The 23,804-nt window shown below is 41.7% G+C and carries 20 protein-coding genes; 11 read left to right on the top strand and 9 right to left on the bottom strand.

Annotation, left to right across the window (positions count from 1 at the left end; genetic code table 11):
* Positions 1–5 precede the first annotated feature (5 nt).
* On the bottom strand, positions 6–1,643 hold the full coding sequence (locus tag JMY09_RS11855) for an electron transfer flavoprotein-ubiquinone oxidoreductase (RefSeq protein ID WP_227677305.1): 1,638 nt from the start codon (positions 1,641–1,643) through the stop codon (positions 6–8).
* Between the two features lie 879 nt (positions 1,644–2,522).
* Here JMY09_RS11855 and JMY09_RS11850 point away from each other — a divergent pair.
* From JMY09_RS11850 to JMY09_RS11840, 3 genes are all read left to right on the top strand, one after another.
* Positions 2,523–3,239, top strand: a complete 717-nt coding sequence (locus JMY09_RS11850) for a DUF1285 domain-containing protein (RefSeq protein WP_201623803.1) — start codon at positions 2,523–2,525, stop codon at positions 3,237–3,239.
* Positions 3,240–3,402: 163 nt separating this feature from the next.
* Complete coding sequence (gene murI, locus JMY09_RS11845; RefSeq protein WP_201623802.1) at positions 3,403–4,449, top strand: glutamate racemase; 1,047 nt, start codon at positions 3,403–3,405, stop codon at positions 4,447–4,449.
* Between the two features lie 248 nt (positions 4,450–4,697).
* The gene (locus JMY09_RS11840; protein WP_201623801.1) at positions 4,698–4,994 is read left to right on the top strand and encodes a hypothetical protein; all 297 of its coding nucleotides are present in this window, start codon (positions 4,698–4,700) and stop codon (positions 4,992–4,994) included.
* A 131-nt stretch (positions 4,995–5,125) separates the two neighbouring features.
* Here the strand turns inward: JMY09_RS11840 and JMY09_RS11835 are convergent, their stop codons facing one another.
* Complete coding sequence (locus JMY09_RS11835; protein ID WP_201623800.1) at positions 5,126–6,592, bottom strand: lytic murein transglycosylase; 1,467 nt, start codon at positions 6,590–6,592, stop codon at positions 5,126–5,128.
* Between the two features lie 262 nt (positions 6,593–6,854).
* On the opposite strand from JMY09_RS11835, the gene JMY09_RS11830 reads away from it, so the two are divergent.
* On the top strand, positions 6,855–8,345 hold the full coding sequence (locus JMY09_RS11830; protein ID WP_201623799.1) for an AAA family ATPase: 1,491 nt from the start codon (positions 6,855–6,857) through the stop codon (positions 8,343–8,345).
* Positions 8,332–8,937, top strand: coding sequence for a retron system putative HNH endonuclease (locus JMY09_RS11825; protein WP_201623798.1), 606 nt, complete (start codon positions 8,332–8,334; stop codon positions 8,935–8,937). Before JMY09_RS11830 ends, JMY09_RS11825 begins: the two co-directional genes overlap by 14 nt.
* Positions 8,938–8,965: 28 nt before the next feature.
* Here JMY09_RS11825 and JMY09_RS11820 read toward each other — a convergent pair whose 3' ends face one another.
* The 3 genes from JMY09_RS11820 to msrA all read right to left on the bottom strand — a co-directional run bounded on the left by JMY09_RS11820 (position 8,966) and on the right by msrA (position 11,076).
* Positions 8,966–9,703 carry a DUF1499 domain-containing protein gene (locus JMY09_RS11820; protein WP_265088019.1) on the bottom strand — a complete coding sequence of 246 codons (738 nt, stop codon included), beginning with the start codon at positions 9,701–9,703 and terminating at the stop codon, positions 8,966–8,968.
* Positions 9,704–10,381, bottom strand: a complete 678-nt coding sequence (tmpT, locus tag JMY09_RS11815; RefSeq protein WP_201623797.1) for a thiopurine S-methyltransferase — start codon at positions 10,379–10,381, stop codon at positions 9,704–9,706.
* Positions 10,382–10,554: 173 nt separating this feature from the next.
* Positions 10,555–11,076 carry a peptide-methionine (S)-S-oxide reductase MsrA gene (gene msrA, locus JMY09_RS11810; protein ID WP_201623796.1) on the bottom strand — a complete coding sequence of 174 codons (522 nt, stop codon included), beginning with the start codon at positions 11,074–11,076 and terminating at the stop codon, positions 10,555–10,557.
* 184 nt (positions 11,077–11,260) lie between these two features.
* Between msrA and cmoA the strand changes: the two genes are divergently transcribed.
* The 3 genes from cmoA (at position 11,261) to JMY09_RS11795 (ending at position 14,607) form a co-directional block, all read left to right on the top strand.
* Positions 11,261–12,082, top strand: coding sequence for a carboxy-S-adenosyl-L-methionine synthase CmoA (cmoA, locus tag JMY09_RS11805; RefSeq protein WP_379606725.1), 822 nt, complete (start codon positions 11,261–11,263; stop codon positions 12,080–12,082).
* A 230-nt stretch (positions 12,083–12,312) separates the two neighbouring features.
* Entirely contained in the window at positions 12,313–13,437 is a 1,125-nt protein-coding gene (gene cmoB / locus JMY09_RS11800; protein ID WP_201623795.1) for a tRNA 5-methoxyuridine(34)/uridine 5-oxyacetic acid(34) synthase CmoB, read from the top strand.
* 45 nt (positions 13,438–13,482) lie between these two features.
* The gene (locus tag JMY09_RS11795) at positions 13,483–14,607 is read left to right on the top strand and encodes a DUF1176 domain-containing protein (RefSeq protein WP_227677303.1); all 1,125 of its coding nucleotides are present in this window, start codon (positions 13,483–13,485) and stop codon (positions 14,605–14,607) included.
* 151 nt (positions 14,608–14,758) lie between these two features.
* On the opposite strand, the gene JMY09_RS11790 is transcribed toward JMY09_RS11795, so the two are convergent.
* A complete protein-coding gene (locus JMY09_RS11790; protein ID WP_201623794.1) occupies positions 14,759–14,980 on the bottom strand; it encodes a DUF2788 domain-containing protein in 222 nt (73 codons plus the stop codon).
* A gap of 617 nt (positions 14,981–15,597) precedes the next feature.
* Here JMY09_RS11790 and argS point away from each other — a divergent pair.
* From argS to JMY09_RS11775, 3 genes are all read left to right on the top strand, one after another.
* Positions 15,598–17,427, top strand: coding sequence for an arginine--tRNA ligase (argS, locus tag JMY09_RS11785; RefSeq protein ID WP_201623793.1), 1,830 nt, complete (start codon positions 15,598–15,600; stop codon positions 17,425–17,427).
* Positions 17,428–17,595: 168 nt separating this feature from the next.
* Positions 17,596–18,402, top strand: a complete 807-nt coding sequence (locus JMY09_RS11780) for an SPOR domain-containing protein (protein ID WP_201623792.1) — start codon at positions 17,596–17,598, stop codon at positions 18,400–18,402.
* 158 nt (positions 18,403–18,560) lie between these two features.
* Positions 18,561–19,655 carry a PTS transporter subunit IIC gene (locus tag JMY09_RS11775; protein ID WP_201623791.1) on the top strand — a complete coding sequence of 365 codons (1,095 nt, stop codon included), beginning with the start codon at positions 18,561–18,563 and terminating at the stop codon, positions 19,653–19,655.
* 182 nt (positions 19,656–19,837) lie between these two features.
* Here the strand turns inward: JMY09_RS11775 and JMY09_RS11770 are convergent, their stop codons facing one another.
* From JMY09_RS11770 to clpP, 3 genes are all read right to left on the bottom strand, one after another.
* The gene (locus tag JMY09_RS11770) at positions 19,838–20,827 is read right to left on the bottom strand and encodes a c-type cytochrome (RefSeq protein WP_201623790.1); all 990 of its coding nucleotides are present in this window, start codon (positions 20,825–20,827) and stop codon (positions 19,838–19,840) included.
* Between the two features lie 547 nt (positions 20,828–21,374).
* Positions 21,375–22,655 carry an ATP-dependent Clp protease ATP-binding subunit ClpX gene (gene clpX, locus JMY09_RS11765; RefSeq protein ID WP_201623789.1) on the bottom strand — a complete coding sequence of 427 codons (1,281 nt, stop codon included), beginning with the start codon at positions 22,653–22,655 and terminating at the stop codon, positions 21,375–21,377.
* 173 nt (positions 22,656–22,828) lie between these two features.
* Positions 22,829–23,443, bottom strand: a complete 615-nt coding sequence (gene clpP, locus JMY09_RS11760) for an ATP-dependent Clp endopeptidase proteolytic subunit ClpP (protein ID WP_201623812.1) — start codon at positions 23,441–23,443, stop codon at positions 22,829–22,831.
* Positions 23,444–23,804: the final 361 nt, after the last annotated feature.

The raw sequence follows: 23,804 nt of genomic DNA, 5'->3' as shown, positions 1-23,804 counted from the left end.
GGGGCTTACATATTTGGATAGTTAGGACCGCCGCCGCCTTCTGGGGTTACCCAGTTGATATTCTGCGAAGGATCTTTGATATCACAAGTTTTACAATGGACACAGTTTTGCGCATTAATGACGAAATGAGCACCTTTGGCATCTTCTACGACTTCATAGACCCCAGCAGGACAATATAGACGCGCTGGCTCTGCATACAAAGGTAGATTGATCGAAATAGGCACAGTAGCATCAGTCAATTTTAAATGTACTGGCTGATCTTCTGTATGGTTAGTATTAGAGATAAATACTGACGATAGCTTATCAAAAGTAAGCTTGCCATCTGGCTTAGGATATTCCGGCTTATAAGCATGAGCGGCGCGCTCTAATTGGTCATAATCACGTGCGTTATCATGAATAGTCAGAACAGCCTGACCACCGAGCAAGTTTTGCTCGATAAAGTTAAAGGCACCGCCCATCCACTGACCCATGCGATGCATTGAAGGCGAGAAGTTACGCGCATCAAAGTTATCTTTATACAACCATGAGTCTTTGTACATAGCCGTATAAGCCAGTACTTCATCGTGTTGACGGCCATCTTGCAAGGCTTCAAACACAGCTTCAGCAGCTAGCATGCCTGACTTCATAGCAGTGTGCGTGCCTTTGATTTTGGCAGGATTCAAGAATCCAGCATCATCACCAGCCAAGACCCCACCTGGGAAAGTCAATTTAGGCAAGGAGTTCAAACCGCCTTTAGTTAATGAGCGTGCGCCATAAGAGATGCGTTTACCGCCCTCTAAAATATTACGAATTAGCGGATGGGTTTTTAAACGCTGCAATTCATCAAATGGCGACATATAAGGATTGGAGTAGGAAAGATCGATCACTATACCAAAGCTGACTTGATTATCTGCGGCAAAATATAACCACCAACCGCCTGATGAGCCTGTATCAGTCAAAGGCCAACCTGAACCGTGCATGACCACACCTTCTTCATGCTTAGCAGGATCAATATCCCACAGCTCTTTGAGACCAATCCCGTAATGCTGCGGATCACAATCTTTATCAAGGTTGAAACGACTGATTAAGCGTTTACCTAAATGACCACGGCTACCTTCAGCAAAGATAGTGTACTTGGCCAGTAGCTCGTAACCTGGCTCAAAGCTAGCCTTAGTGTCGCCATTGGCTGCTACGCCCATATCACCGGTTAAGATACCTTTTACTGAGCCATCATCGTTGTATAAGATTTCAGCAGCTGGGAAGCCTGGGAACATCATTACTTCTAGCTCTTCAGCTTGGGCCGCAAGCCAACGTACTACATTAGCTAAAGAGACAATATAATTGCCTTTGTTGTGCATGCTTTCTGGAATAACTGAATCGATCAGCTTAGTACTACGCTTAGCTGAACCTAACATGTAGACTCGGTCTTCACGTGCAACAACCGTCAAAGGAGCACCTTTCTCTTTCCAGTCTGGAATCAGCTCATCTAAAGCGCGCGGTTCAATAACTGCACCTGATAGGATATGCGCCCCAAATTCAGAACCTTTTTCAACCACACATACCGAAAATTCGTCATTACCAGCAGCAATCGCTTGCTGACGCAGACGAATGGCAGCAGATAGACCAGCAGGACCACCCCCTACTACGATGACATCGAACTCCATCGATTCACGTTCAATCTCAGGCTCTTCAGCAACCACTAATTCTGGTTGCTTTTCAACGCTAACAGCTGCGATAGGTTGTTCGGTGACCACAGTTTCGACTGGCACTGCACTAGGTTGATCGACAGCTATCTCTTCAACAGCTTGTGGTTCTACTACAGCTGTGTCATTAATAGTCATGCTGTTATTTCCAGCGTCTACAGAATCAACAACTAAGGTATTGGACTCAGTGTCCGCCACGCTATTGAGATCTGTATTGACTAAATCTGATGGGGGTGTATCTATAGCTATTGGCGCTTCAGTGTTGACGACATCAGCATTAACGACTGACGTTTTATGGTCTTGCTCTTGCATACCTACTCCTAAACTTGTAGTGGCTTATCTTTGAGTATAATTAACCTAGCAATCGAATAATAAAGCTTGCGAGTCTAATTACCTACAGATATATGGCTGCCCGATAAAACTGTCTTTACGGCATCAATCGACAACGTTACCATTGAAATGATGAGACTGGTGAGATGATAAGATCTGCAGCAGACTAATGACTAATATAATACTAATAACAGTCAGGATAATGGCCTCAAACCATCATAAAGTAGCTATCAAGTATTATTATTTGGGACTATCAGGGAAAAACAAAGCAATAGTTAACTTAAAAAAGACAATTAAAGTAACCGTTACAGGACTCTTTTAATAAAAAGTCGTTACTCATTATAAAAGAAAAGTCCTACAAACACGATACGCATTTACGAGTATCGGTGTTAAGGTAATATTAAACCTATAATGCCTAATTGTCCTATCATACCCGAAACTAAAATGAATAGTAATAGCCGATAGGGCAAACTTTAATGACTAGGTAATCGCTAATAAGGAGATTGTGTTATGAACGACGATATCAATAGTAAAAAAACAGCTGCGAGCGTAAGTAGTGATAGCATCAATCAGCAAAACTCGGCCGTTAATCAACCCCCTAGTGACGATCTGACTAAGATTGAAGCACTCAGTCACTATCTCAAGGCTGATGCAGGCAGCCGTCAAGGGCGTTCTATACCGCCTTTGGAACAATGGCATCCTGAGCAAGTTGATGATATGGATTTAGTTATCAAAGCCAATGGCGAATGGTGGCATGAAGGTGGGCTGATGACCCGTGAGTCATTGGTTACTTTGTTTGCGACAGTATTATGGCAAGAGCAAGGCGCTGGTGGTACGGAGTATTATCTAAAAACCCCAGTACAAAAATTACGTATTCAAGTAGAAGATGTACCGCTGCTGATCAATGATGTGGGTATCGTCAATGAAGTGCTCGATGGCAAGCAGTTGAGCTGGCTAGAATTCACTACTACTACTGGCGATATAGTACGCTTGGATGAGGCACATCCTATTACTTTACGAGCTTATGAGTCAGATAAAGAACAGGCAGGAGTTACAGCACAAGTGCGACCTTATATGCCAGTCCGTAATGGTCTAACGGCATTAATTGGCCGTAATACTTTTTATCATTTGACGGAGATTGGTGACTTAAGTGAACAGCAAGGTAAGACGATTTTGACCTTACATAGTGGTGGCAAGTCTTACCAGTTGTCAATGCCAGAGAATTAGCAGCTTGGTATTAACTAGATCATAGCCTTGCAGCTTAGTCTGATGTTTAGCAGTTAACCATTAGCCTGTAGGCTCAGCAATAAGTCGCTTTGATGGGCTAATAAGCGGATAATACCATCTTAGTTTTCACTTTTATCTTATTATAACTAGTGGTAAAGAGAGCATGACTGATTCTGCAGCTTGGCAAGAGAATAACGTCCTATGTAATGACGGTAGCGACTGTATTGAAAAGCCCTATCAGGGGAGTCATAGCTATCAGGTGGATATTAAACATAATAACCGTGATCAGCAAGCTATTGGCAACGCTCTTTATCAGGACAATGACTCTCAAATCATTGAACTCATAACTACTGAATCGATAACTACTGAACTAAAAATCAATGAGTCTAATACTAGAAGCGATGCCCCGATTGGGTTGTTTGATTCAGGTATAGGTGGCCTATCAGTATATTTACATTTAGCGCAGCAGCTACCAGCTGAGCGTTACCTCTATTATGCAGATACTAAGCATGTACCGTATGGCAATCGTGATAGCAAAGATATTGAGGCGCTGACCTTAGTCGCGATTGACTGGCTATATAAACAAGGTTGCAAGCTGATCGTCATTGCTTGCAATAGTGCTTCAGCTCATGCGTTGGAAGTGGCTCGTTATCGCTATCCACAGTTGCCAATCGTAGGGTTAGTACCTGCCCTTAAACCCGCAGTATCACAGAGCAAAACTGGCAAAATAGCCGTACTCGCCACTAAGGCCACTCTAGAAGGTTCACTATTGAACCAAGTGATCGCCGAGGTGGCGACTCCTAAAGGTAGTATTGTCACTAAGTACTTTGATCCGCAGCTAGTGCCTTGGGTAGAGGCAGGTATGCCTGAAGATTCTGAAACTGCTCAGCGTCTACGTGAAAAAATACGCCAGCTGGCTGCCGATGAAGTAGATTACTTAGTGCTAGGCTGTACCCATTATCCTTTTTTTCGAGAGTTTTTATTGCGTGAGATTGAAGATAAAAAGTTGTCGTTAGGCGTAGTTGATTCTGGGCAAGCTATTGCTGCTCGTGTTCAGTATTTGCTAGTGACTAATAAAATATTAGCCTTATCACAAACCCCTAATGTCATTAAACCATTAAATTTTTATGCCAGTAAGTATGATACTGCTCTCATCGATATGCTACCGCGATTACTAGGCTCAGAAGCCGTTATTGAGTATCATCATTAATCAATAGGGCAAAACCTTTATTAGCAGCAGCTATAGTGACAGACAGAAGAGCTGTTGGTAGCTCAAGGAGCAGTGCTACGTTTTGTAATACAAAGCATACGTGCATAAGGTTTAAAAAAAGATCAAAGTGGGTCAGACTATAAGCCATAGACCATAGTGAGTTTTATAATAACTTCTAGTTTTATGATAACTCCTACAAGAGCAAATATTTCTATTTAAACTATTATTATTTATATGAGGAGAGCGCAATGAACGACTCTAAACGCGAAGAATTAAAAAAAGAAATTGCTGAGCTTGAAAAAACTATGCATGACACTGAGCAATTCCATACTTTAGAAGAGCAAGTGGCTGACATGAAGCGCAGAGGCCTTGATCCTAGTAAAACCTATAATGACTGGGATGATAAAGAGAAAGATGATTGGGGCGATGCTACTTGGAAAGAAAATGGCAAATGGGAGCATAAAACTCCTGAGGATCTGGATGATAAAGCTCGTGAAAACTGGGATGGTGACAATGGTAAGCCTAATGCACCGCCGATTGTATAATGGTTGTGCTCGTTTTATGAGCAACTAAAATAAAACCCCCGCTACTCTAAAGGATTAGCGGGGGTTTTATTTTTAATACTTCATTGCCTAATAGCTGTCAGCTACTAGTATCACTACTGCAATAGAGCGTCTTAATTAACACGCTCTAAACGTACTGATCCATCACTACCTGTAACTTGACGATAACGGATATTACCTGAGGTTGACGGTTGCGTTGAGGACACAGTAGGCCTAACGGTTTGTTGTTGAATCAGTTGTCCCATGCGATCAGCAGATGCTTGATTCACAGATTGACTATTAGACGCTTGATTATATTGCGTTCCGTACTGATTACCAGAGGCACTATTGCTACGAGGCGAGCTTTGAGCAGCGATCAGACGGTGGAACTTTTGACCAGCACGACCATCGGCTGGGAAGATGCCACGGCTAGATTGGTACTGTTGAATAGCAGTGCGAGTATTGTCACCAATGATGCCATCAACGGCGCCAATCTCATAACCTGCATTTAACAGGCCTTGTTGAATATCGCGAGCTTCTTGGCGACCAATACCCGGATCATCAGTAGGCCAAGCGGTAATGAAGTCAGTCTTACTACTATTCTCACTAGTGACAAGATCAGATAAATGCGCTATCGCAAGGGCATAGCTCTCCGAGGCATTATAAGAGTAGAAAGTATCAAAATTCTTGCCTACTAAAAAGGCAGGGCCGTCTTTACCAGCAGGCATCAATAATCCAGCACTACTTAAATCATAAGGCAGCGGGCCACCATTAGCTAAGGTTAAGCCCTGATCACGCCAATGGCTCATCGACTTTTTATTTTTGCGATCAGATGCTGCCCAATAGCCACTAGGCAATTTGACTTCATAACCCCAAGGTTCACCAGAGCGATAACCACGTTTGGCTAGGAAATTAGCAGTAGAGGCTAGCGCATCTGGCACACTATTGACCAAGTCACGACGACCGTCACCATCAAAGTCGACCGCTAATTCTAAAAAGGTACTAGGCATAAACTGGGTTTGTCCAAAAGCCCCTGCCCATGAGCCAGTCATGTCATTAGGTCTAATATCACCGTTTTGGACAATTTTTAGGGCATTGGCATATTCACCCTGAAAATAGCTCTGACGACGATCAAAACAAGATAAAGTCGCTAAAGAGTCAAACAAAGGTTTTTTACCCAAAGTCTGGCCGAAATTTGATTCTACACCCCATACTCCTAGGACATGCTCAGGTTTGACGCCATAACGCGATTCGATACTACGTAAGGTATCTGCCCACTGACGCTTGGCACGAATACCATCTTCTACCCGTTCACTATCGACTAATGAGGAGAGATAATCCCAAATATCTTTTTGAAATTCAGGCTGGTAATTTAAAGATTGAATCACGCTAGGATCAGGTTCAGTAGGGCGATATCTCTCAAAAGTAGAACTATCGACACCGCGAAATTTGCTAGAGTTTTTTAGACCATCTAGACACTGCTGGAATTGAGAATTCGATAAATTAGGGGCGTTAGTACTAGCCGCTTGGGCGGTGCTGGCAAGAGTCAATCCGATAGCGGCGCTTAGCAAAGATAAGGTAGATAAATGGGTCAAACGCATAAAGATATCCTATAAATATAAATAGTGGCAAGGCCAGAAATAAAATCAAAGATGCAAGGTGGTAAGATTAGTTTAGAGTAACCAATATTAATAATAAAGAAAAGGCATAGACGCACTTAGTTACTATAAGCTGACGCAAGGGTGAGGTTGGGGGTTAATACGGTAAGCTGTCTGTGAATAATAGCTATGCTAGCCGCTGGTTTATATTGTTATACTGTTTTAAAGAATTGGTATCAAATACTATTTAAAAGAGATAATTAAAATGAAAGTTAAACGATTACAATTGCAAAATTATGGTCGCTTCGAAGACTTAACAATAGACTTTGCTCCGACAGCTGAGAAGACTAGTAATGTCACTGTAATTGTGGGAAATAATGGCGCGGGCAAGTCGCAGATTTTGCAGGCTTTGGCGACTGGGCTTAGTTGGTTTATTGCAAAACTACATGATGAAAATGCAGACGGAATAGAACTAACTCAGTCTAATATAAAGAATAATACATATCTATCTTCAGTTAAAATTAACATTGAAGATTTAAGCTGTATTGAAAGAAATAATCAATGGTATGAAGAAAATATCAAAGCAGATTGGAAAATTGATGCTACTACTGAGAAAAAATTTAGACCTGCTACCTATGGATTGAGAGTTAACAGGCTGTCTAAAGTAATCAGAAGCTATGTCTATCAATTTGAAAATAATGAAGACACTAGTCTCCCTATATTCGCTTATTACCCTGTGGAACGTACCATTAGGAGTACGCCAGTTGAAATTAGCGATAATTTTATCAATAATCAATTTACTGCCTATGATAATGCGTTAGAAAAATCAGTTAGTTTTGAAAGTTTTTTTGCGTGGTTTCGTGAACGAGAGGACATTGAAAACGAAGAGAAAGCTAAAATTAGAAACTTGCATAAAGACGATTCAGACCTAGTAAGTTTGTTAAAAAGTGAGTTCAACTATCCAAAAAATATAGCGAAAAAAGCATTACCTCAAGATGAAATAGACTTGATGACCTTAGAACTAATTCATAATATTAGAGATAAAATTCATTTCCAATTCAATAACAAGTTTCAAGATAACTTGCTCTCTGCTGTTCGTGATTCCATTGAGTTTTTCACTAGTTTTAAGAATGTACATATTCGCCGTCAAGGCACGCCAACCATGATTGTTGAAAAAGACGGTGAAGAGCTAGACGTCAACCAACTCTCGCAAGGCGAAAAGTCTTTATTAGCTTTAGTTGGAGATATTGCTCGCCGCTTAGCGCTGCTTAACCCAAGCCTTGATAACCCGCTTGAAGGCGAAGGCGTGGTAATGATTGATGAAGTCGATCTGCATTTACACCCAAAGTGGCAACATGATTTGATCGATAAACTTGTAAAAACTTTCCCAAATGTGCAATTTATCTTAACGACACATTCACCGCATGTGATTAGCGATCGTAATGATATTTTATTATACTCGCTAGAAGATGGGGAACTAATTGAAATGCCTAATGTTTATGGCGAAGACGTCAATACCGTTTTGACTAAGATATTTGATGTAGATATTCGTGATAGTAAAGTTGAAAAGCAGTTTACAATTATTCGTCGCGCTATCAGTAACCATTATTATGATGAGGCAGATAAAAAGATAGATGAGTTAGCTAAGCAATTACCTTTGGATAATTTGGAATTATTGAAGTGCCGTCTAATGCTAGCTCAAGCTAAGCTTACAGACAATAAAAATACCAATAAGACTGACTATGCAAAAAATTGATAAGTTAGGCAAAATGCCTGAAGAAAGCGTTAAAGGTTTTAAGTCATATAAATCAGAACAATGGGGTCAGATTCCAGAAGAATTAAAAACGAAACTTCGAGAACAATTGTCTCAAGAACAAAATGGCTTGTGTTGTTATTGCTGTCAAATCATAGATGATAAAACAACTCATATTGAGCATTTGCAATGTCGGCAGGACTATCCGAAAAAATGCTTTGATTATGAAAATTTGCTACTGAGTTGTAGTACGCGCAAACAGTGTGATAACGCCAAAGGTAGTCAGGCATTGCCATTAACACCACTGATGACCGAATGTGATAGTGAGATCAAACTAAATCTTGCAGGTGAGCTAGTATCTGATACTGAACGAGGTAAGCAAGCTATTGAAATATTAAACTTAAACAATCGTGAGTCAGAACGCAGGCGTAAAGGTTTAATTGATAATATAAAGTTTACCTTTGATCCTAACCAGTCTCATTCTCCACCAATCAACATACAGGACTTCGAAACGCTTAAATTAATTATGGATAGTATGCCTAATCTATATCAAAGGCATGAGCTTGAATACATTATCAAAAAGTTGATTGGGTGAATGGAGAGTAGTAAAACTAAAACCCCAATCACTGCTCCAAAACAGAATTCAACTCTTTAATAAAACCACGAATACGCTCGGCGTTTTTGCCTAAATCGCTGGCACCCATTCGTGATTTGCTGCGAATATCAACTATACGCTTATCGCCCTTATCTTCAATACGTACGACCACATCGTCCTTAAAGCCAAACCAAGTCGTGGTATCAGTGGCCTCAATTAAGCCGGTATTAGCATCAGTGTTTACCATCTCCCAGCCTAAGTTTTCAGCGGCCTGTGCTGCTGCCTTTACTAGTTCAGCTTTTGGCTGCATATAAGTTAAGGTCTTAATATCGGGATAAGCTTGACGCTGCATAGCCGCTGATGCTTCACCTTCATAAGCTACAGGATTTGGCGCGTCAGCTCGTAGCGGTACAATAGCTACGAATTGGGGTGGATTGACTAAGTCAGTCGAAATATCGTGAATAGGCGGTACGTTACTCCCTCTGTTCATCATGATTAGGGGCACGGCTATAGCAATGCCAGAAAATAAAACAACCGTTGCTGCACTGCTAAAAGTTATGATTTTTCGCTTAGTGATAACTTGCAAGATAATCAGTAAAACCAACAGCATTAGCGCTGCAATACCAGTATATACCCCATATTTAAAGCCTATAAACGAGGTGCCTAAGTCGATGATACCAAGTTTATGAAAAGGCGCTGATAGGGCAACTAGTAACAAGGCGATTAGGCTTATTAAAATCACTAAGATCTTCATTAAGTTATTCAATTATTTTTGCTCCAATAGCCATACATGCTCATTTACCGCCATCTTAGGGTTGGCATTTAAAGTTGAGGGTTCAGCTTCCAGCTCAGTTATTTGGTAGTGCTCGCTATAGTACTGCTGGATTTGTTGGCTACTGATTGAGAACGGTGGCCCAGACCATTCATTTTGATCATAATTTAGGGTAAGCAGTAGTTGGCTGGCATTAATATTAGCATCAGCATTACTGCTTAACTGGCGTACTTGCTCGCTGTATTTTGGACGCATATCTGCTGGCATAGCGATTAAGGCAGCTCTATCGTATACCGCATCTATAGGACCGATATCAGCAGCAGCTAGGGCAAAGAGGTCAGCAACCCATAACGCTATAGTTTTGCCTGCTAGTTGAGCTCGATAGCATTTGATATTGGCATGATCAGGATGTTCAGTGATAGTAGCTGAGAGATTGTGCTCAGCGAAGAATTCTTGCACCGCTGACTCTACTAACTCTACACCAACCACCTCATAGCCTTGTTCGACCAACCACCGCATATCAATAGACTTACCACATAATGGGACGAAGACCCGACTACCCACTGGCAAGTCTAAAACTGAGAAATACTTCACTAACAATGGATTAACTTTCGGTTGATTAAAGCCAATACGCTTATCTTGCCAACGTGCTTGCCAAAATTCAGGGTTCATATTATTACCTTTATCAGTAGGGTCTTATTTATGAGTGGCTTTAGTGAGTTATATTTTAATATGACTACTATAGTACCCAATAAAAAGGCCAAGCGTAGCAACACTTGGCCTTTTTATTAAGGATTTAAAGTAACGATTAATTCTAAACCCTTGTTTTATGGTCAACTTAGCGTCTAGCTGACCATATATTTGCTAAACTCTTTACGTAGCTTGGCAAGCTTAGGGGGAATAGCAAAGTTGCAATAAGCTTGACCTGGATTTCTATTAAAGAAGTCTTGATGCGCCTCTTCAGCTTTATAGAACTCCAGCGCTGGATGTACTTCAGTGACAATATTAAGACCCATATCACGCAACTTATTAATAGTGCGATCAACAGTAGGTTTCTGCTGTTCATCAGTGTAATACACTACGCTGCGATATTGGCTACCGACATCATTGCCTTGACGATCTTTAGTGGTAGGATCATGAGTGCCAAAGAACACATCTAGCAGTACTTCTAGTGGCAGCACTGACTCATCAAACTCTATTTTAATCACTTCTACATGACCACTGTTACCGCCACAGACGGTTTGGTAATTGGCAGTCGCTGCTTCACCACCCATGTAACCTGAAACTACTGATTGAACGCCTTTTAGCGATAAAAATACAGATTCGGTGCACCAAAAGCAGCCACCACCTAAGATAATAGTTTGCATTATATTGTCCTGTTATTATGAGTTGTTATTTAGGGTTATTAATTTTATCAGCTTATATTTACTGCATTTAGCTTAGCAGGCAGATGGAGGCGTCTAAGTAACAAACAGTAATGTTATAATGAGCTTTTGCTAAGATTATTAGCCAGCAAAGCCAGATAAAATACTATTTAAAACTTTATTCAAAATGAGCCGTTACATGAGCCAATCTACTCCTTTGCCAGCTGCCACTATTGCTACTATGCCCTCTGCTTCTGTGCAACACGATACCTTATTTACTACGCCGCTTGATAAGGCTGCGCGTTTTTCTTTCGATGAGCAAGTGGTGGCCTGCTTTCCTGATATGATTCGTCGTAGCGTACCTGGTTACGGTCAAGTATTGGCTATGCTGCCTATCTTTGCACGCCGTCATTGTAAGTATCGTCAACAAAACGCTAGTGGACAGCGGGTGAGCCGTATTTATGATTTGGGCTGCTCACTTGGTGGTGCCACTATGGCGCTAGCAGGCGAGTTTGCAGCGCACGACTTGCAGATTAAAGCGGTCGATATCTCGCCTGCGATGACTAGCGAGGCCAAGCTGCTCCTTACTCATAATTACGCTGAGCATGATATCGAAGTCATTACTGCTGATATCAGAGATATTGAGCTTGAATCCTGCGATATGGTAATTTTGAATTTGACCTTACAGTTTTTACCGGCAGCCGATAGAGTAGCGGTATTAGCGAAGATTTATGCAGCGCTCAGTGAGGGTGGGATTTTAGTACTGACTGAAAAGACTCATGCTTTTGATGAGCAATATGATGCGTGGTTAGTCGAGCGTTATTACGACTTTAAACGGGCTAATGGCTATACTGAGATGGAAATCAGCGGTAAACGTAATGCACTGGAGAACGTACTGATCACGGATACTTTAGATCAGCATCACCAGCGCTTAGCGCAAGTGGGTTTTACTCGCCATTTGACATGGTTTCAGTTTTTAAATTTTGCTTCTATGATAGCGTTTAAATAGTAGCGTCTAAATAGTAGCTTTTTGATTAATAGTGACAGCTGACTTCACTTTTTTAGCTTATATTTAATATAGTTCAGGTCAGCCGTTTGCAACAAAACATCAGTCAAAAACACACTTTTGCTGAGCAATTAATAAAAGCAGTGAATAAAAGATTTATCATCTATTAACTAAAAAATAATCTTAAGCTATAGTTATTTTAATAGTGCGCGGGACGCACCCTACGGAAAATTATGACCAACGACACTATTGTTCAAGCCGAACGCGAGCTGTATCTAACTTTGTTAACCCTCGCGCAGACGCATCCCAGCGCTTATGACTGGTTAGCTAAACTGCCTAAATGGCTTAATGATATTAAAGACAAGCGCAACTATGCTCATGCGCCAGCGTATCAAGCCTCAGTTGCGCGTCTGCCTACTATCATAGCTGATAGCGTAGACTTAAATAGTGATAAGCTGACCATTAATACTAGCCTCAGTGCGTCTGAGCGTAAGCAAACCTTAGCGTTATTGAAGCAGCTGATGCCATGGCGCAAAGGGCCGTTTCAAATTGGCAGTGATGCTATTGAAGATAGTGGTAACAGTATTAGTAACAATGACAATAACGACAACCGTTTCAATAAAGACAATAATGAAGTGGCCGCCAGTCAACACTCAAACCAGCAAAGCCAGCCGATAGTTATAGATACCGAATGGCATAGCGATTGGAAGTGGCAACGGGTAGCTCCACACTTAAGTGTTATAAAAGGTCGGAAGGTATTAGACGTTGGTGGTGGCTCAGGCTATCACGGTTGGCGCATGGCAGGGTTAGATGCAGAGACGGTAATTATTATTGATCCCTCATGCTTGTTCTATCATCAGTTTATGGCTATTCGACATTTTGTAGGTGCAGCAGATGCCTATCGCACCCATTATATTCCAGTAGGATTAGAGGCATTACCTGAGCATAGTCAGCTGTTCGATACCGTGTTTAGTATGGGGGTTCTTTATCATCGCCAATCCCCATTCGAGCATTTACAATTGCTCAAAGGCCAATTGATTAAAGGTGGCGAATTACTCCTTGAGACCTTAGTGGTTGATGGCGATGCTAATACAGTGCTAGTACCACACGATCGTTATGCGCAGATGAATAACGTCTATTTTATACCGTCAGTAGCGGCATTAATTGGCTGGCTAGAAAAAGCCGGGTTCTCTAATGTACGCTGTGTCGATGTAGCTGAGACCTCGACAGAGGAACAACGCCAAACTGAATGGATGACTTATCAATCGCTCAGTGATTTTCTTGACCCTAACGACCCTAGCAAAACTATTGAGGGCTATCCGGCACCGAAACGAGCTACTTTAATTGCTATTAAATAGCTTTTAGCTACTGCCAAACCTGCTCTTATACAAGGAGATTATATTGTGAAAATATTAACGACTATATTTGTAGCATCCCTAAGTGCTTTATCCTTACCCGCGCTAGCGGTTTATGGGACGCCATTTGATGGCTGGGGGTTTGTGGCAGAGGATTGGCAAGTGGTTTGCGATAATACGTTAACTTGTCGAGCGGCAGGTTATACTAAAGAAGAATATTTAGACCACCCAGCTTCTATCTTATTAGTGGCAGAACCAAAAAAAGCTTTGCCAAAAGCTTATGTAACTGTTCTAACTTCAGATGAGGAAAGTGCAAGTGTTTCTGGTGATAATCCTAGCACTGTAGAGCTATGGCTGAACGACAAAAGCTATGGTGCCATTCGCGATGACGAACTAAACGCAGAGCAGACCAAACAAATCATTCGTCATGCTCGTATCAATACTAAAATAGAGCTAAGAGGCGGCAATGCTAGCTGGATTATCAGTGATAAAGGTATGAGTGCTGTATTGCTAAAGCTTGATGAGGTGCAAGGAAGAGTCGGAACATCGCTGGCATTGGTTAGTCAAGATAGTGCTAATAAGCAAACACCAAAATCAGCCAAAGCAAAACCTATCGTCAGAAAATCCGACGATTATCTAGCCCAAGATAAAAAACAATTAGATGCTAAAAAGTTGGCTTATTTTCAGGCTAACATAAATAAGTGGATCGATATTGATGCTGTGCAGTTTGTGGGCTCTGCAGATAAAACGGGAGATTGTGAGCTTATTAACCCTAGCAGTGAGGCTGCTATCAATATTGCAGAATATGCTGCTAGTTCGCTTGGTTGGGATTTTATACCTATTAATGCCAATTATACGTTAGCGAGTCACTTATGCTGGCGAGGGGCCTATAATATGGGAGTTGGTTATTGGACTATAAACAACGCTAACCCTAGCAAGCCGCAATTCATAACTTCCTCAGGTACTGAGTATTATGATGGAGAAATTTCTGCCATTCACAGAGACCGAGGAATAGGGGACTGTTGGAATAGTAAGACATGGGTTTGGGATGGCAAAAGATTTGCAATGATAGAAGATTCTAGCAGCGGGATGTGTCGAGGCTTTGTTGGCGGAGCATGGGACTTACCTACTTACGTCAGCGAAGTGATTAAAAAATCAAAACCCTCTAATTAAAGACAGCAGCGAATGAGCTTACTGCTATTATAACCTTAAGAAGTAAACCGATTATTCCTTAACTTAGCTGCAAGGTTGCAACTTAGCTGCAAGTCTGCGCTGAGAGGAACAGATTTAGGAGTAAGAGTAAATAGGGTCTGATTAACCCTAGCTAGCCAATAAACCATTTATCAAAAGCAACCTCAACTAGAATTTTAATAATAAACCCTATAAAGCCGGCACCTAAAGCCAAAAACATCCAAAAGGTACCTGCACGTCCGGCACCGGATTGTTTAGATAGATCCCAAATAATAAAGAATAAGAACGCAATAAATACGGGTAATAAAACGTACAGACCCCAACTGGTGACGGTACTGGCAGCAATGGCAAACATAGCTTTATCCTGTAAAAAGAGTGATAGTTAATTAAACCATCTTTTAAAAGCAACTTCTAATCATTATTTTTATCAACAATCCCCTAATCTGTACGCCCAGCCTTTAACACGACTGGGATATGCCAACAAAGTTAACATGAGCATTGTTAGGGCTGTGCTGAGTAGTAAAAAACCACAATACTATAAATATAAGCCGTAAAAGGTACTGACTTTAATTAGCGATAGCAGATATAACAGCGATTGCTATCGCATCAGCTTATATAGCTTATCAAGGGGCCTTATTTTATAGTGATTGTGCACTTAGCTGTGTTTCAACAAAGCCTCTTATGGTAAGACTATGTAGCAGGCTAAATCACATGCCAGCTAGTAGACCTATTATAACGCGGAACAGCGCCGCTATAAATGTCAGAGGCTGTCAACAGCAGCCAAATAAGCTATTCAGCGCGACTACTAAGTCATTGTAGCGTTATAATGGCTGAGCTTTGGAGTCTATGCTACTTATTTGCGTCAGTTATGCCGCAAGCTAATTTTGCTACAGTTAGTGCAATAGATCCTAAAGATTGTTATATTTACAGGTTACTTATCTTTTCGTCTTATTTATCCGAGTTCATAGTCCTATGTCACAAGCCCAAATTGATACTTTAGCCTCACTGTTTAATACTGCTGTGCAAACCTTACAGGCTGAAGGTGCGCTACCAGCCGATTGGCAGAATAATAGTCAAATCACTCGCACTAAAGATGCTAGTCACGGTGATTTTGCCAGTAATATTGCGATGACAGCGGCAAAAGCTGCTAAGACTAATCCACGCGCTTTGGCTGAAAAAATCGTTGCCGCTTTACCTGATAATCAAGATATTCGCCAAGTAGATATCGCCGGTCCTGGCTTTATCAATGTCTTCTTAAATGCTGAAGCTAAATTTGCAGTATTAGAGGATATTTTTGCTAAGCAAGATAGTTTCGGTCTCACTGATCAATTTGACGGTCAAAAAGTGCAGGTCGAGTTTGTCTCTGCTAACCCAACCTCTAGTCTGCATGTTGGTCATGGTCGTGGCGCAGCTTTTGGTATGAGTGTCTCCAACTTGCTTGAAGCGGTGGGTTATGACGTCACTCGTGAGTATTATGTCAATGATGCTGGTCGTCAAATGGATATTTTAGCGACTAGTACTTATCTGCGTTATCTACAAGCTAATGGCGAGACTATAGTATTTCCCTCTAATGCTTATAAAGGCGATTACGTCCACGATATCGCTGAGACCTTAAAAACTCAGTATGGGAATAGCTATGTGCACGCATTCGAGCAAGTCGCTAAAGTGGTGCCGGAAGATGCAAGCTATGAGATAGATGCGGCGGGCGAAAAACAGCTGATATCTGGTGATAAAGAAGCGCACATCGATGGGCTTATTGCTAATAGTAAGAAATTGCTTGGTGATAGTTACCAGCTATTTTTGAATGCAGCGTTAACGGGTATTTTGGCTGATATCAAAGACGATTTAAACGATTTTGGTGTCAACTACCAGTGTTGGTTCCACGAAAAATCAATCGAAGCTGAAATTGAGCCTGCGCTAAAGATACTAGAAGATAAAGGCTATCTGTACGAAAAAGAAGGCAATATTTGGTTTAAATCGACTGACTTTGGTGATGAAAAAGATAGAGTAGTGCGCCGAGCTAATGGTCAAAGTACTTATTTTGCCTCTGATATCGCTTATCATAAAAACAAATTCGATCGCGGTTTTGATAAAGTCGTTAACGTTTGGGGCGCTGATCATCATGGCTATGTACCTCGTGTGCGCGCTGCACTATTAGCGCTAGGTATTGATGCTAATCGTCTTGATGTGGTATTAGTACAGTTTGTTGCCTTATGGCGCGGTAGTGAAAAAGCGCAAATGTCATCACGCTCAGGGGATTTTGTCACTTTACGTGATCTACGTCAGGAAGTAGGTAATGATGCGGCACGTTTTTATTACGTAGCCCGTAAGCCGGAAGTACATATTGACTTTGATCTAGAGCTAGCCAAGTCACAAAGCAAAGATAACTTAGTTTACTACATCCAATATGCGCATGCGCGTGTGTGCCGAGTGCTCGAAAAACTAGTAACTAGTGGACTTGAAGTGGATGATGCTATTGGCGCTCAGCATCAACAGTTGCTTATTGCCCCAAGCGAAGAGGAGCTAATTAAGCTACTGGGCGCTTACCCAGCAACCTTATTAAGAGCAGCCACCGGCTATGAGCCGCATATACTGACCAATTATCTGAAAGAGCTGGCTGCACTATTTCATGGCTGGTACGATGGCAACCGTATTTTACCTATCAGCTTAACTTCTGGTGAGACGCCTACTGAAGACGAGTTGAATCTAATGCAGGCACGTTTGCGCTTATCAAAAGCGGTTCGTCAAGTATTGGCTAATGGGCTTAACTTATTAGGGTTGTCAGCACCAACCAGTATGTAGGTGTTTAGCACTAATCGCCAAGCATTAAAGCTAATACTAGAGACTGTGGATATTTTAGTGCTGGCATCAAGTCGGACGACCAGACAGCTAGTAGTTGTTAGTAAAAAATTACCCTGATAAATCACATCAGTAAATTAATAGAAAGACTCAGTAGGGAGAATGCTATCCATGTTAGCCAAAAAACCTAAAGGCGCCACTGAAAAGCGCAAATCGAGTAGCGTATCAGGCTTAGTATGGATGTTTGTTGGTGCCTTGTTGACCCTAATGATTGGGGTGTTTTTATACTTATCACCTTTGTTTGACTTCAATCCTTCAGGCGCTCCAGAAGCTGATCCTGATCGCCAAGTACAGCAGCGTGTGGGTACTGATACTGATAACAGCGATTACGAATTCTATGACATTTTGCCCAATCAAGAAATGGCCACTATACCTGATGAAGCGCTTGGTGAGCCTGAGGGCTCTCAATCTGGCAATATCGCAGCCTTTGAGCCTGACGTAGTCATCACTCAACCTGATAATAATACTGCCAACAGTAATAGTGATGCAGGTAACTTTGGGGTTAGCGAAAATACTACTAACGATAGTAATAAAAGTCCCTCGAATAATGCTAATAGTAGCAATGAAAATGATATTGTCATTATAGAGGAGAATACTACCTATGATGGTAGTACACCCAGCACTGGCAGTGGAGCAGTAAATAAGGCCAACACCGCTCCAGCTCCAAAACCTGTAGCTGCCAGCACTTATATTCTGCAAATAAATAGCTTTGGTAATGCCGATGAGGCTGATCGTCGCCGCGCTCAGGTACTAATGGCTGGCATCGATGCCCGAGTAGTGAAAAACACTACTAGTAGTGGCTCGCCTATATATCAAGTAATCTCGCGGCCTATGAATAGTCGTCAAGTGGTTACTAATGCTCAGCAGCGTCTACAGAATAACGGCATTGACTCTATTATCGTTGAGCAGCGTCGCTAAGCTTAATTTTTATCATAAGTTATTATAAAAAAAGCGTCAAAATGACGCTTTTTTTAGGGGCGTTTTATGGATAATATTGTTTTTGCTTAGCCTTTTTGCTTAGCCTTTTTGCTTAGCCTTTTTGCTTACCTCTTAGATAAATAACTCAAGGACACCATATGACTGCTAGCACTCCTATAGCAATACCACCAAGCGTGGTGAAAGTATTTTTTCAGAAGTACTTTATTGATGCTTTTACTGGTATGGCTTTAGGGCTGTTTGTAACCTTAATTGCAGGGCTGATTATTTCGCAAATAGGCGGATGGTTGCATTTGCCGGTGTTGGTGGCTATCGGTAAGCTGGCTTCCGTATTGATGGGAGCAGGTATCGGGGTTGGAATAGCTTATTATCTAAAGGCCCCTACTTTAGTGATGCTTAGCTGTTTGGTAGCGGGCATGCTAGGCGCGCACTCTGAAGCGCTGATGGCAGGGACTTTGTTTATGCCGCAAGCTGCTGGTCCAGCGACTTTTTTGGCGTTGCCGGGTAATCCTATTGGCGCTTATTTGGCTTCAGTATTTGCCTATCGTGCTGGCAGTTGGGTAGCCGGTAAGACTAAGCTCGATATCTTGCTAGTGCCCTTAGTGATCTGTGCTAGTGCTTGGGCAGTATGCGCGCTACTCAATCCTCCGGTAGTTGCGGCGGTCAATGCTATAGGCGTAGGTATTCAAGCCGCTACTGAGCTACAACCGTTACTGATGGGCATAGTCATCGCCGTAGTGGTTGGGATTTTGCTAACGCTACCAACGTCTAGCGCAGCTATCTGTATCTCTATAGGTCTTGGGGGCTTAGCGGGCGGGGCAGCAGTAGTCGGTTGTGCCGCGCACATGATTGGCTTTGCGGTAGCTAGTTATAAAGATAATGGATTTAGTGGGGTTATCTCGCAAGGCATAGGTACTAGTATGTTGCAGATACCTAATGTGTTTAAGAAACCGGTGATTTTATTACCAGCAGTAGTAGCTAGTGCTATTGTCGGGCCTATAGCTACCGTCGGTTTCCAATTGGCTTGTACTGCTACTGGCGCTGGTATGGGCACGGCTGGCTTAGTGGGAGTGTTTGGAGTGATTGAGGCCTCACAGCCGTTGATGAGTGTTACTGAGTTATGGACGGCGATTATCCTATTAATGTTCATATTACCGGCCATCATTGCTGGGCTAGTAGCGCATTTGATGCGCCGTATGGGTTGGCTCGTCGCTGGTGATATGAAGTTACCATAAGGATTTTCTGCTATGGTTTTGTACTTTGCTTTTAGTACTAGTCGCTAGTCAATTTCTCCACAACGAAAAGCCCAACTAACTAAAATTAGCTGGGCTTTTTTGCTACTAAAATTTGCTGGGCATAGGAGGCTAAGCAGACCTTAATAAGTCTTTAACAAAGACACTACCCTTAAAAGTCACGCTTAGCGACGAACATCTTTTGGTGCATCACCGTTCGGCCAATCTTTGTCTTTATTGGCTTTTACTGGACGCGGCAAGTGAGTAAAATAGCCAGCGATATCGACAGCTTCTTGATCGCTTAGAGAGTTACCCTGACCAAAGGGCATTTTACCTTTAATAAAGGCGGCTGCCGTATAAGTACGAGCCATGCCAGCGCCATCGTTAAAGGATTTGTCGCCAGCAACTGCTGGGAAAGTATAAGTGCCATCATCGTTATATTGGCCTTCACCATTAGCACCGTGACAAACACTACATTTCTCTGCAAATAGCTTTTCACCATTAGCGGTATCGGCCTCTAAGCTCTTGTCTATTTTTACAAAGCCACGACCTTCAGGAGAGACACCGAAGGGCATATCTTTCGACAGCCAGCTCATATAAGAAACCACAGCATTCATATCATCTGAACCTAGCTCAAGCGCCTTACCGTTCATTGAGCGCTCAAAACAGCCGTTAATACGCTCCTGTATAACGTTGATACGACCAGCGCGACTGCGATAAAGAGGATAAATACTAGTAATATTATTCCAAGGCGCAGCATAAGCCTCTGAGCCATTACCTAAGTGACAGCTAGTACAGTTGAGCTGATTACCGACGTTATCAGGCAGCTCTGTATAAGTATGATTAACAATCTGTAGTCCACGGCGTACGGCTGCTCCATACTCATCATCAGGGATAGTTGCTAAATCCGGCATGGTAATGGCAGGCTTAGCAGCGTCAGTGGCTTGATCAGTATTGGTGATATCGCTTATGTCTGTGATTGCAGGCATGTCATTCTTTAACTGAGCAGCGCGAGCTTCTAGTCCTTGCACCCGAGCTATCGCTGCGGCCTCGTCGACACGATCAACGGCTTTGGTGTCCTGCTCATTATTACTGCAACTAGTGACACCGATGGCACTAATAGCAAAAATAGTTGCCATAAGAAAAGAGGATTGGGCTGGTGAAAAAGTCTTCATTGGCATATCCTTATTATAAAAAATAATATGTACATATAAAATTATGTGCTATTTTAGGTCGTATAGTGCCCGTACTGTTCTTAAGTTTTTGCATCGCACAAGTAATGATTAGATGCGATCTACTATGGACTCAGGCACTTGACCTGCACAATATTAAAGTAGTTAAAAGTCATAAATCCATTAAACGCATATATAAGATACGAACGTTCAGCGCTTATAATGGATAATGCGACAAGGTTGTAAGAGAGTAAACAGAGAGAACTTAATATTCTGTAAGTTAGTAGTAACATTATTATAGCAAACAACAAAAGATAAAGTCTGATAAAAGTATTATTAGATAAACTTCTTAATATTAAAATCAATCAATAGCCGAATCTTCAATTACTATCTAAAAAAATAAGCCTGCTGGCACTTAGTGGTTAGTGGGCAGATAAATCAGCAGACATAAAAAAAGCGTCTAAACACTATTAGTGCTAGACGCTTTTTTCATAACCGTTTCTCTAAGCTTTTCTACAGTCGTTCCTGTAAAATCGCCTAAGATAAACCCCTAAGCTATCTTAGGTAGTTTACCTTCCGTAATAACTTCCTCATCGACAGTAACGGTCTTAACATCTGTCATCGATGGCAGCTCATACATAGTTTCTAACAGCACATTTTCCACGATAGAGCGCAAGCCACGCGCACCTGTTTTACGCTCCATAGCCTTTTTGGCGATAGCGTCAAGGGCGGCATCAGTAAAGGTGATTTTCGCACCTTCCATATCGAATAGATATTCATACTGTTTGACTAGCGCATTCTTAGGCTTAGTCAATATCTGCACTAAAGCTTCCTCATCCAACTCTTGTAGGGCCGCAAGTACTGGCAAGCGCCCGATTAGCTCTGGAATTAGACCAAATTTGATCAAATCCTCCGGCTCAACTTTTTGTAATAGATCTGAGCTACTCTTGCTGTCATCTTTTGAGCTGACGTCAGCGTTAAAGCCAATACCTGTTTTTTCAGTACGCTGCTGAATAACTTTATCTAGACCTGCAAAAGCGCCCCCAACGATGATTAGAATATTGCTAGTATCAACTTGGATTAGCTCTTGCTGAGGGTGCTTACGACCACCGTGAGGTGGAATAGCAGCGACTGTCCCTTCGATTAGTTTAAGCAAAGCTTGTTGTACGCCTTCACCTGACACATCACGAGTAATAGAAAGGTTCTCACCTTTTTTACTGATTTTATCGATCTCATCGATATAAATAATGCCTTGTTCAGCTTTACCAACATCATAATCAGCAGCTTGTAGCAACTTTTGGACGATGTTTTCTACATCTTCACCAACATAACCAGCTTCGGTCAAAGTGGTAGCATCGGCCATAGCAAAAGGCACATCTAATAGACGCGCTAAAGTTTGGGCTAATAGCGTCTTACCTGAACCAGTAGGCCCAATCAGCAAGATATTACTCTTAGATAATTCAACCATCGCTACATCAGCGCCAATTTTAGATTTTTTGCTATCACGAGCTAAGGTCTGACTGACTTTTAGGCGCTTATAATGGTTATAAACGGCTACTGCTAGCGCTTTTTTGGCTGCGTCTTGACCGATAACATATTCATCAAGCTTGGCTCGTAACTCTTTAGGGGTCGGTAGCTTTTTATTGACCCACGAAGTATCAAAGTCGCTATCATTATCATTGTCCTCATCAGGTGAGCTATCAGCGATGAGATCGGTACATAGCTCGATACATTCGTTACAAATATTGGCATCGTCAGCCGCGATTAATTGTTTGACTTCTTTCTTGGCTTTTCCGCAGAACGAGCAATGCGGGGTTTTATCTTCTGCCATGTACAGGCACTCCTAATTTTTAAACTTGGCTTATGTTTCAAAACTGACAACTCAAAACTGACAATTCAAAATTTACCAGTTAAAGCTTATATAGTCTAATGGGGACACTCAAAACTAAAACGCACTATAGTAGTAGCATAATGCACTAGTAGCATAATGCGCTTGGGTTTATTTTATATTTTAAGTTCAGTAGGGCGACGCTCTAGTACTTCATCTACTAAGCCATATTCTTTGGCTTCTTTAGCATCCAACCAATAGTCACGCTCAACGTCTTTCTCAATTTTTTCTACTGGTTGACCAGTACGCTCAGCCAAAATCTCATTTAAGCGAGCACGAGTTTTTAGAATTTCACGAGCATTAATTTCGATATCTGATGCTTGACCTTGAGCACCACCAGAAGGCTGGTGAATCATGACGCGGGCGTTAGCCAAGGCATAACGTTTGCCTCGTTCTCCGGCTGCCAAAAGAAAAGAACCCATGCTGTAAGCACCGCCCATACAGATAGTCGATACGTCAGGTTTGATAAAGTTCATGGTATCAAAAATAGCTAGGCCAGCACTAACTGAACCACCTGGTGAGTTGATATACAGATGAATATCTTTATCAGGGTTTTCAGCTTCTAAGAATAAAAGCTGGGCCACGATAAGATTAGCCATATGATCTTCAACTTGACCAGTTAAGAAGATAACCCGCTCACGCAATAAGCGTGAAAAAATATCGAACGAACGTTCGCCACGCGCTGATTGCTCAACGACCATCGGCACTAGTGCACTCTGAGTGTTATGCATACCTTGGGCGTTGTGCGCGCTCATAAGCATATCGAAATGGGGATTGCTAGTAATGCGATCATAATCAGTCATGGAAAGATCCTATTGAAATATATAATATAAAAAACGGATTTTATTAAAAACCAGCTATTAATAATAAGTATTATTAAGAAAATAAGTGCCGTAATAGTAACTTTTTTTAGCAGCTAATAGTGAATATTTACGGTAACAAATGATGAATTATTCCCTATTAATAAGGCGTCTGTAGTCATTTATCAAGGGCTGAGGATATAAAGCGCTAATAAAAATGCCCCAACAAGATTTGTTGAGGCATTATTTATCTCACTATCAATAAACAAGTTTCGATAAAATCTATCAAAAC

The organism is Psychrobacter urativorans (assembly GCF_904846695.1).
Classification (GTDB): Bacteria; Pseudomonadota; Gammaproteobacteria; order Pseudomonadales; family Moraxellaceae; genus Psychrobacter; species Psychrobacter urativorans.
The sequence above is the reverse complement of the archived record's forward strand: the minus strand, read 5'-3'. Positions and strand labels throughout refer to the sequence as shown.

What these genes read in the sequence shown, in the direction of transcription:
- msrA (WP_201623796.1), bottom strand. Translation starts at nt 11,076, where the DNA reads ATGCAAACTATTATCTTAGGTGGTGGCTGCTTTTGGTGCACCGAATCT.
- JMY09_RS11855 (WP_227677305.1), bottom strand. Translation starts at nt 1,643, where the DNA reads ATGGAGTTCGATGTCATCGTAGTAGGGGGTGGTCCTGCTGGTCTATCT.
- JMY09_RS11850 (WP_201623803.1), top strand. Translation starts at nt 2,523, where the DNA reads ATGAACGACGATATCAATAGTAAAAAAACAGCTGCGAGCGTAAGTAGT.
- clpP (WP_201623812.1), bottom strand. Translation starts at nt 23,443, where the DNA reads ATGCATAACACTCAGAGTGCACTAGTGCCGATGGTCGTTGAGCAATCA.
- JMY09_RS11840 (WP_201623801.1), top strand. Translation starts at nt 4,698, where the DNA reads ATGAACGACTCTAAACGCGAAGAATTAAAAAAAGAAATTGCTGAGCTT.
- JMY09_RS11790 (WP_201623794.1), bottom strand. Translation starts at nt 14,980, where the DNA reads ATGTTTGCCATTGCTGCCAGTACCGTCACCAGTTGGGGTCTGTACGTT.
- argS (WP_201623793.1), top strand. Translation starts at nt 15,598, where the DNA reads ATGTCACAAGCCCAAATTGATACTTTAGCCTCACTGTTTAATACTGCT.
- JMY09_RS11770 (WP_201623790.1), bottom strand. Translation starts at nt 20,827, where the DNA reads ATGAAGACTTTTTCACCAGCCCAATCCTCTTTTCTTATGGCAACTATT.
- clpX (WP_201623789.1), bottom strand. Translation starts at nt 22,655, where the DNA reads ATGGCAGAAGATAAAACCCCGCATTGCTCGTTCTGCGGAAAAGCCAAG.
- JMY09_RS11825 (WP_201623798.1), top strand. Translation starts at nt 8,332, where the DNA reads ATGCAAAAAATTGATAAGTTAGGCAAAATGCCTGAAGAAAGCGTTAAA.
- JMY09_RS11775 (WP_201623791.1), top strand. Translation starts at nt 18,561, where the DNA reads ATGACTGCTAGCACTCCTATAGCAATACCACCAAGCGTGGTGAAAGTA.
- cmoA (WP_379606725.1), top strand. Translation starts at nt 11,261, where the DNA reads ATGAGCCGTTACATGAGCCAATCTACTCCTTTGCCAGCTGCCACTATT.
- JMY09_RS11830 (WP_201623799.1), top strand. Translation starts at nt 6,855, where the DNA reads ATGAAAGTTAAACGATTACAATTGCAAAATTATGGTCGCTTCGAAGAC.
- JMY09_RS11780 (WP_201623792.1), top strand. Translation starts at nt 17,596, where the DNA reads ATGTTAGCCAAAAAACCTAAAGGCGCCACTGAAAAGCGCAAATCGAGT.
- tmpT (WP_201623797.1), bottom strand. Translation starts at nt 10,381, where the DNA reads ATGAACCCTGAATTTTGGCAAGCACGTTGGCAAGATAAGCGTATTGGC.
- cmoB (WP_201623795.1), top strand. Translation starts at nt 12,313, where the DNA reads ATGACCAACGACACTATTGTTCAAGCCGAACGCGAGCTGTATCTAACT.
- murI (WP_201623802.1), top strand. Translation starts at nt 3,403, where the DNA reads ATGACTGATTCTGCAGCTTGGCAAGAGAATAACGTCCTATGTAATGAC.
- JMY09_RS11835 (WP_201623800.1), bottom strand. Translation starts at nt 6,592, where the DNA reads ATGCGTTTGACCCATTTATCTACCTTATCTTTGCTAAGCGCCGCTATC.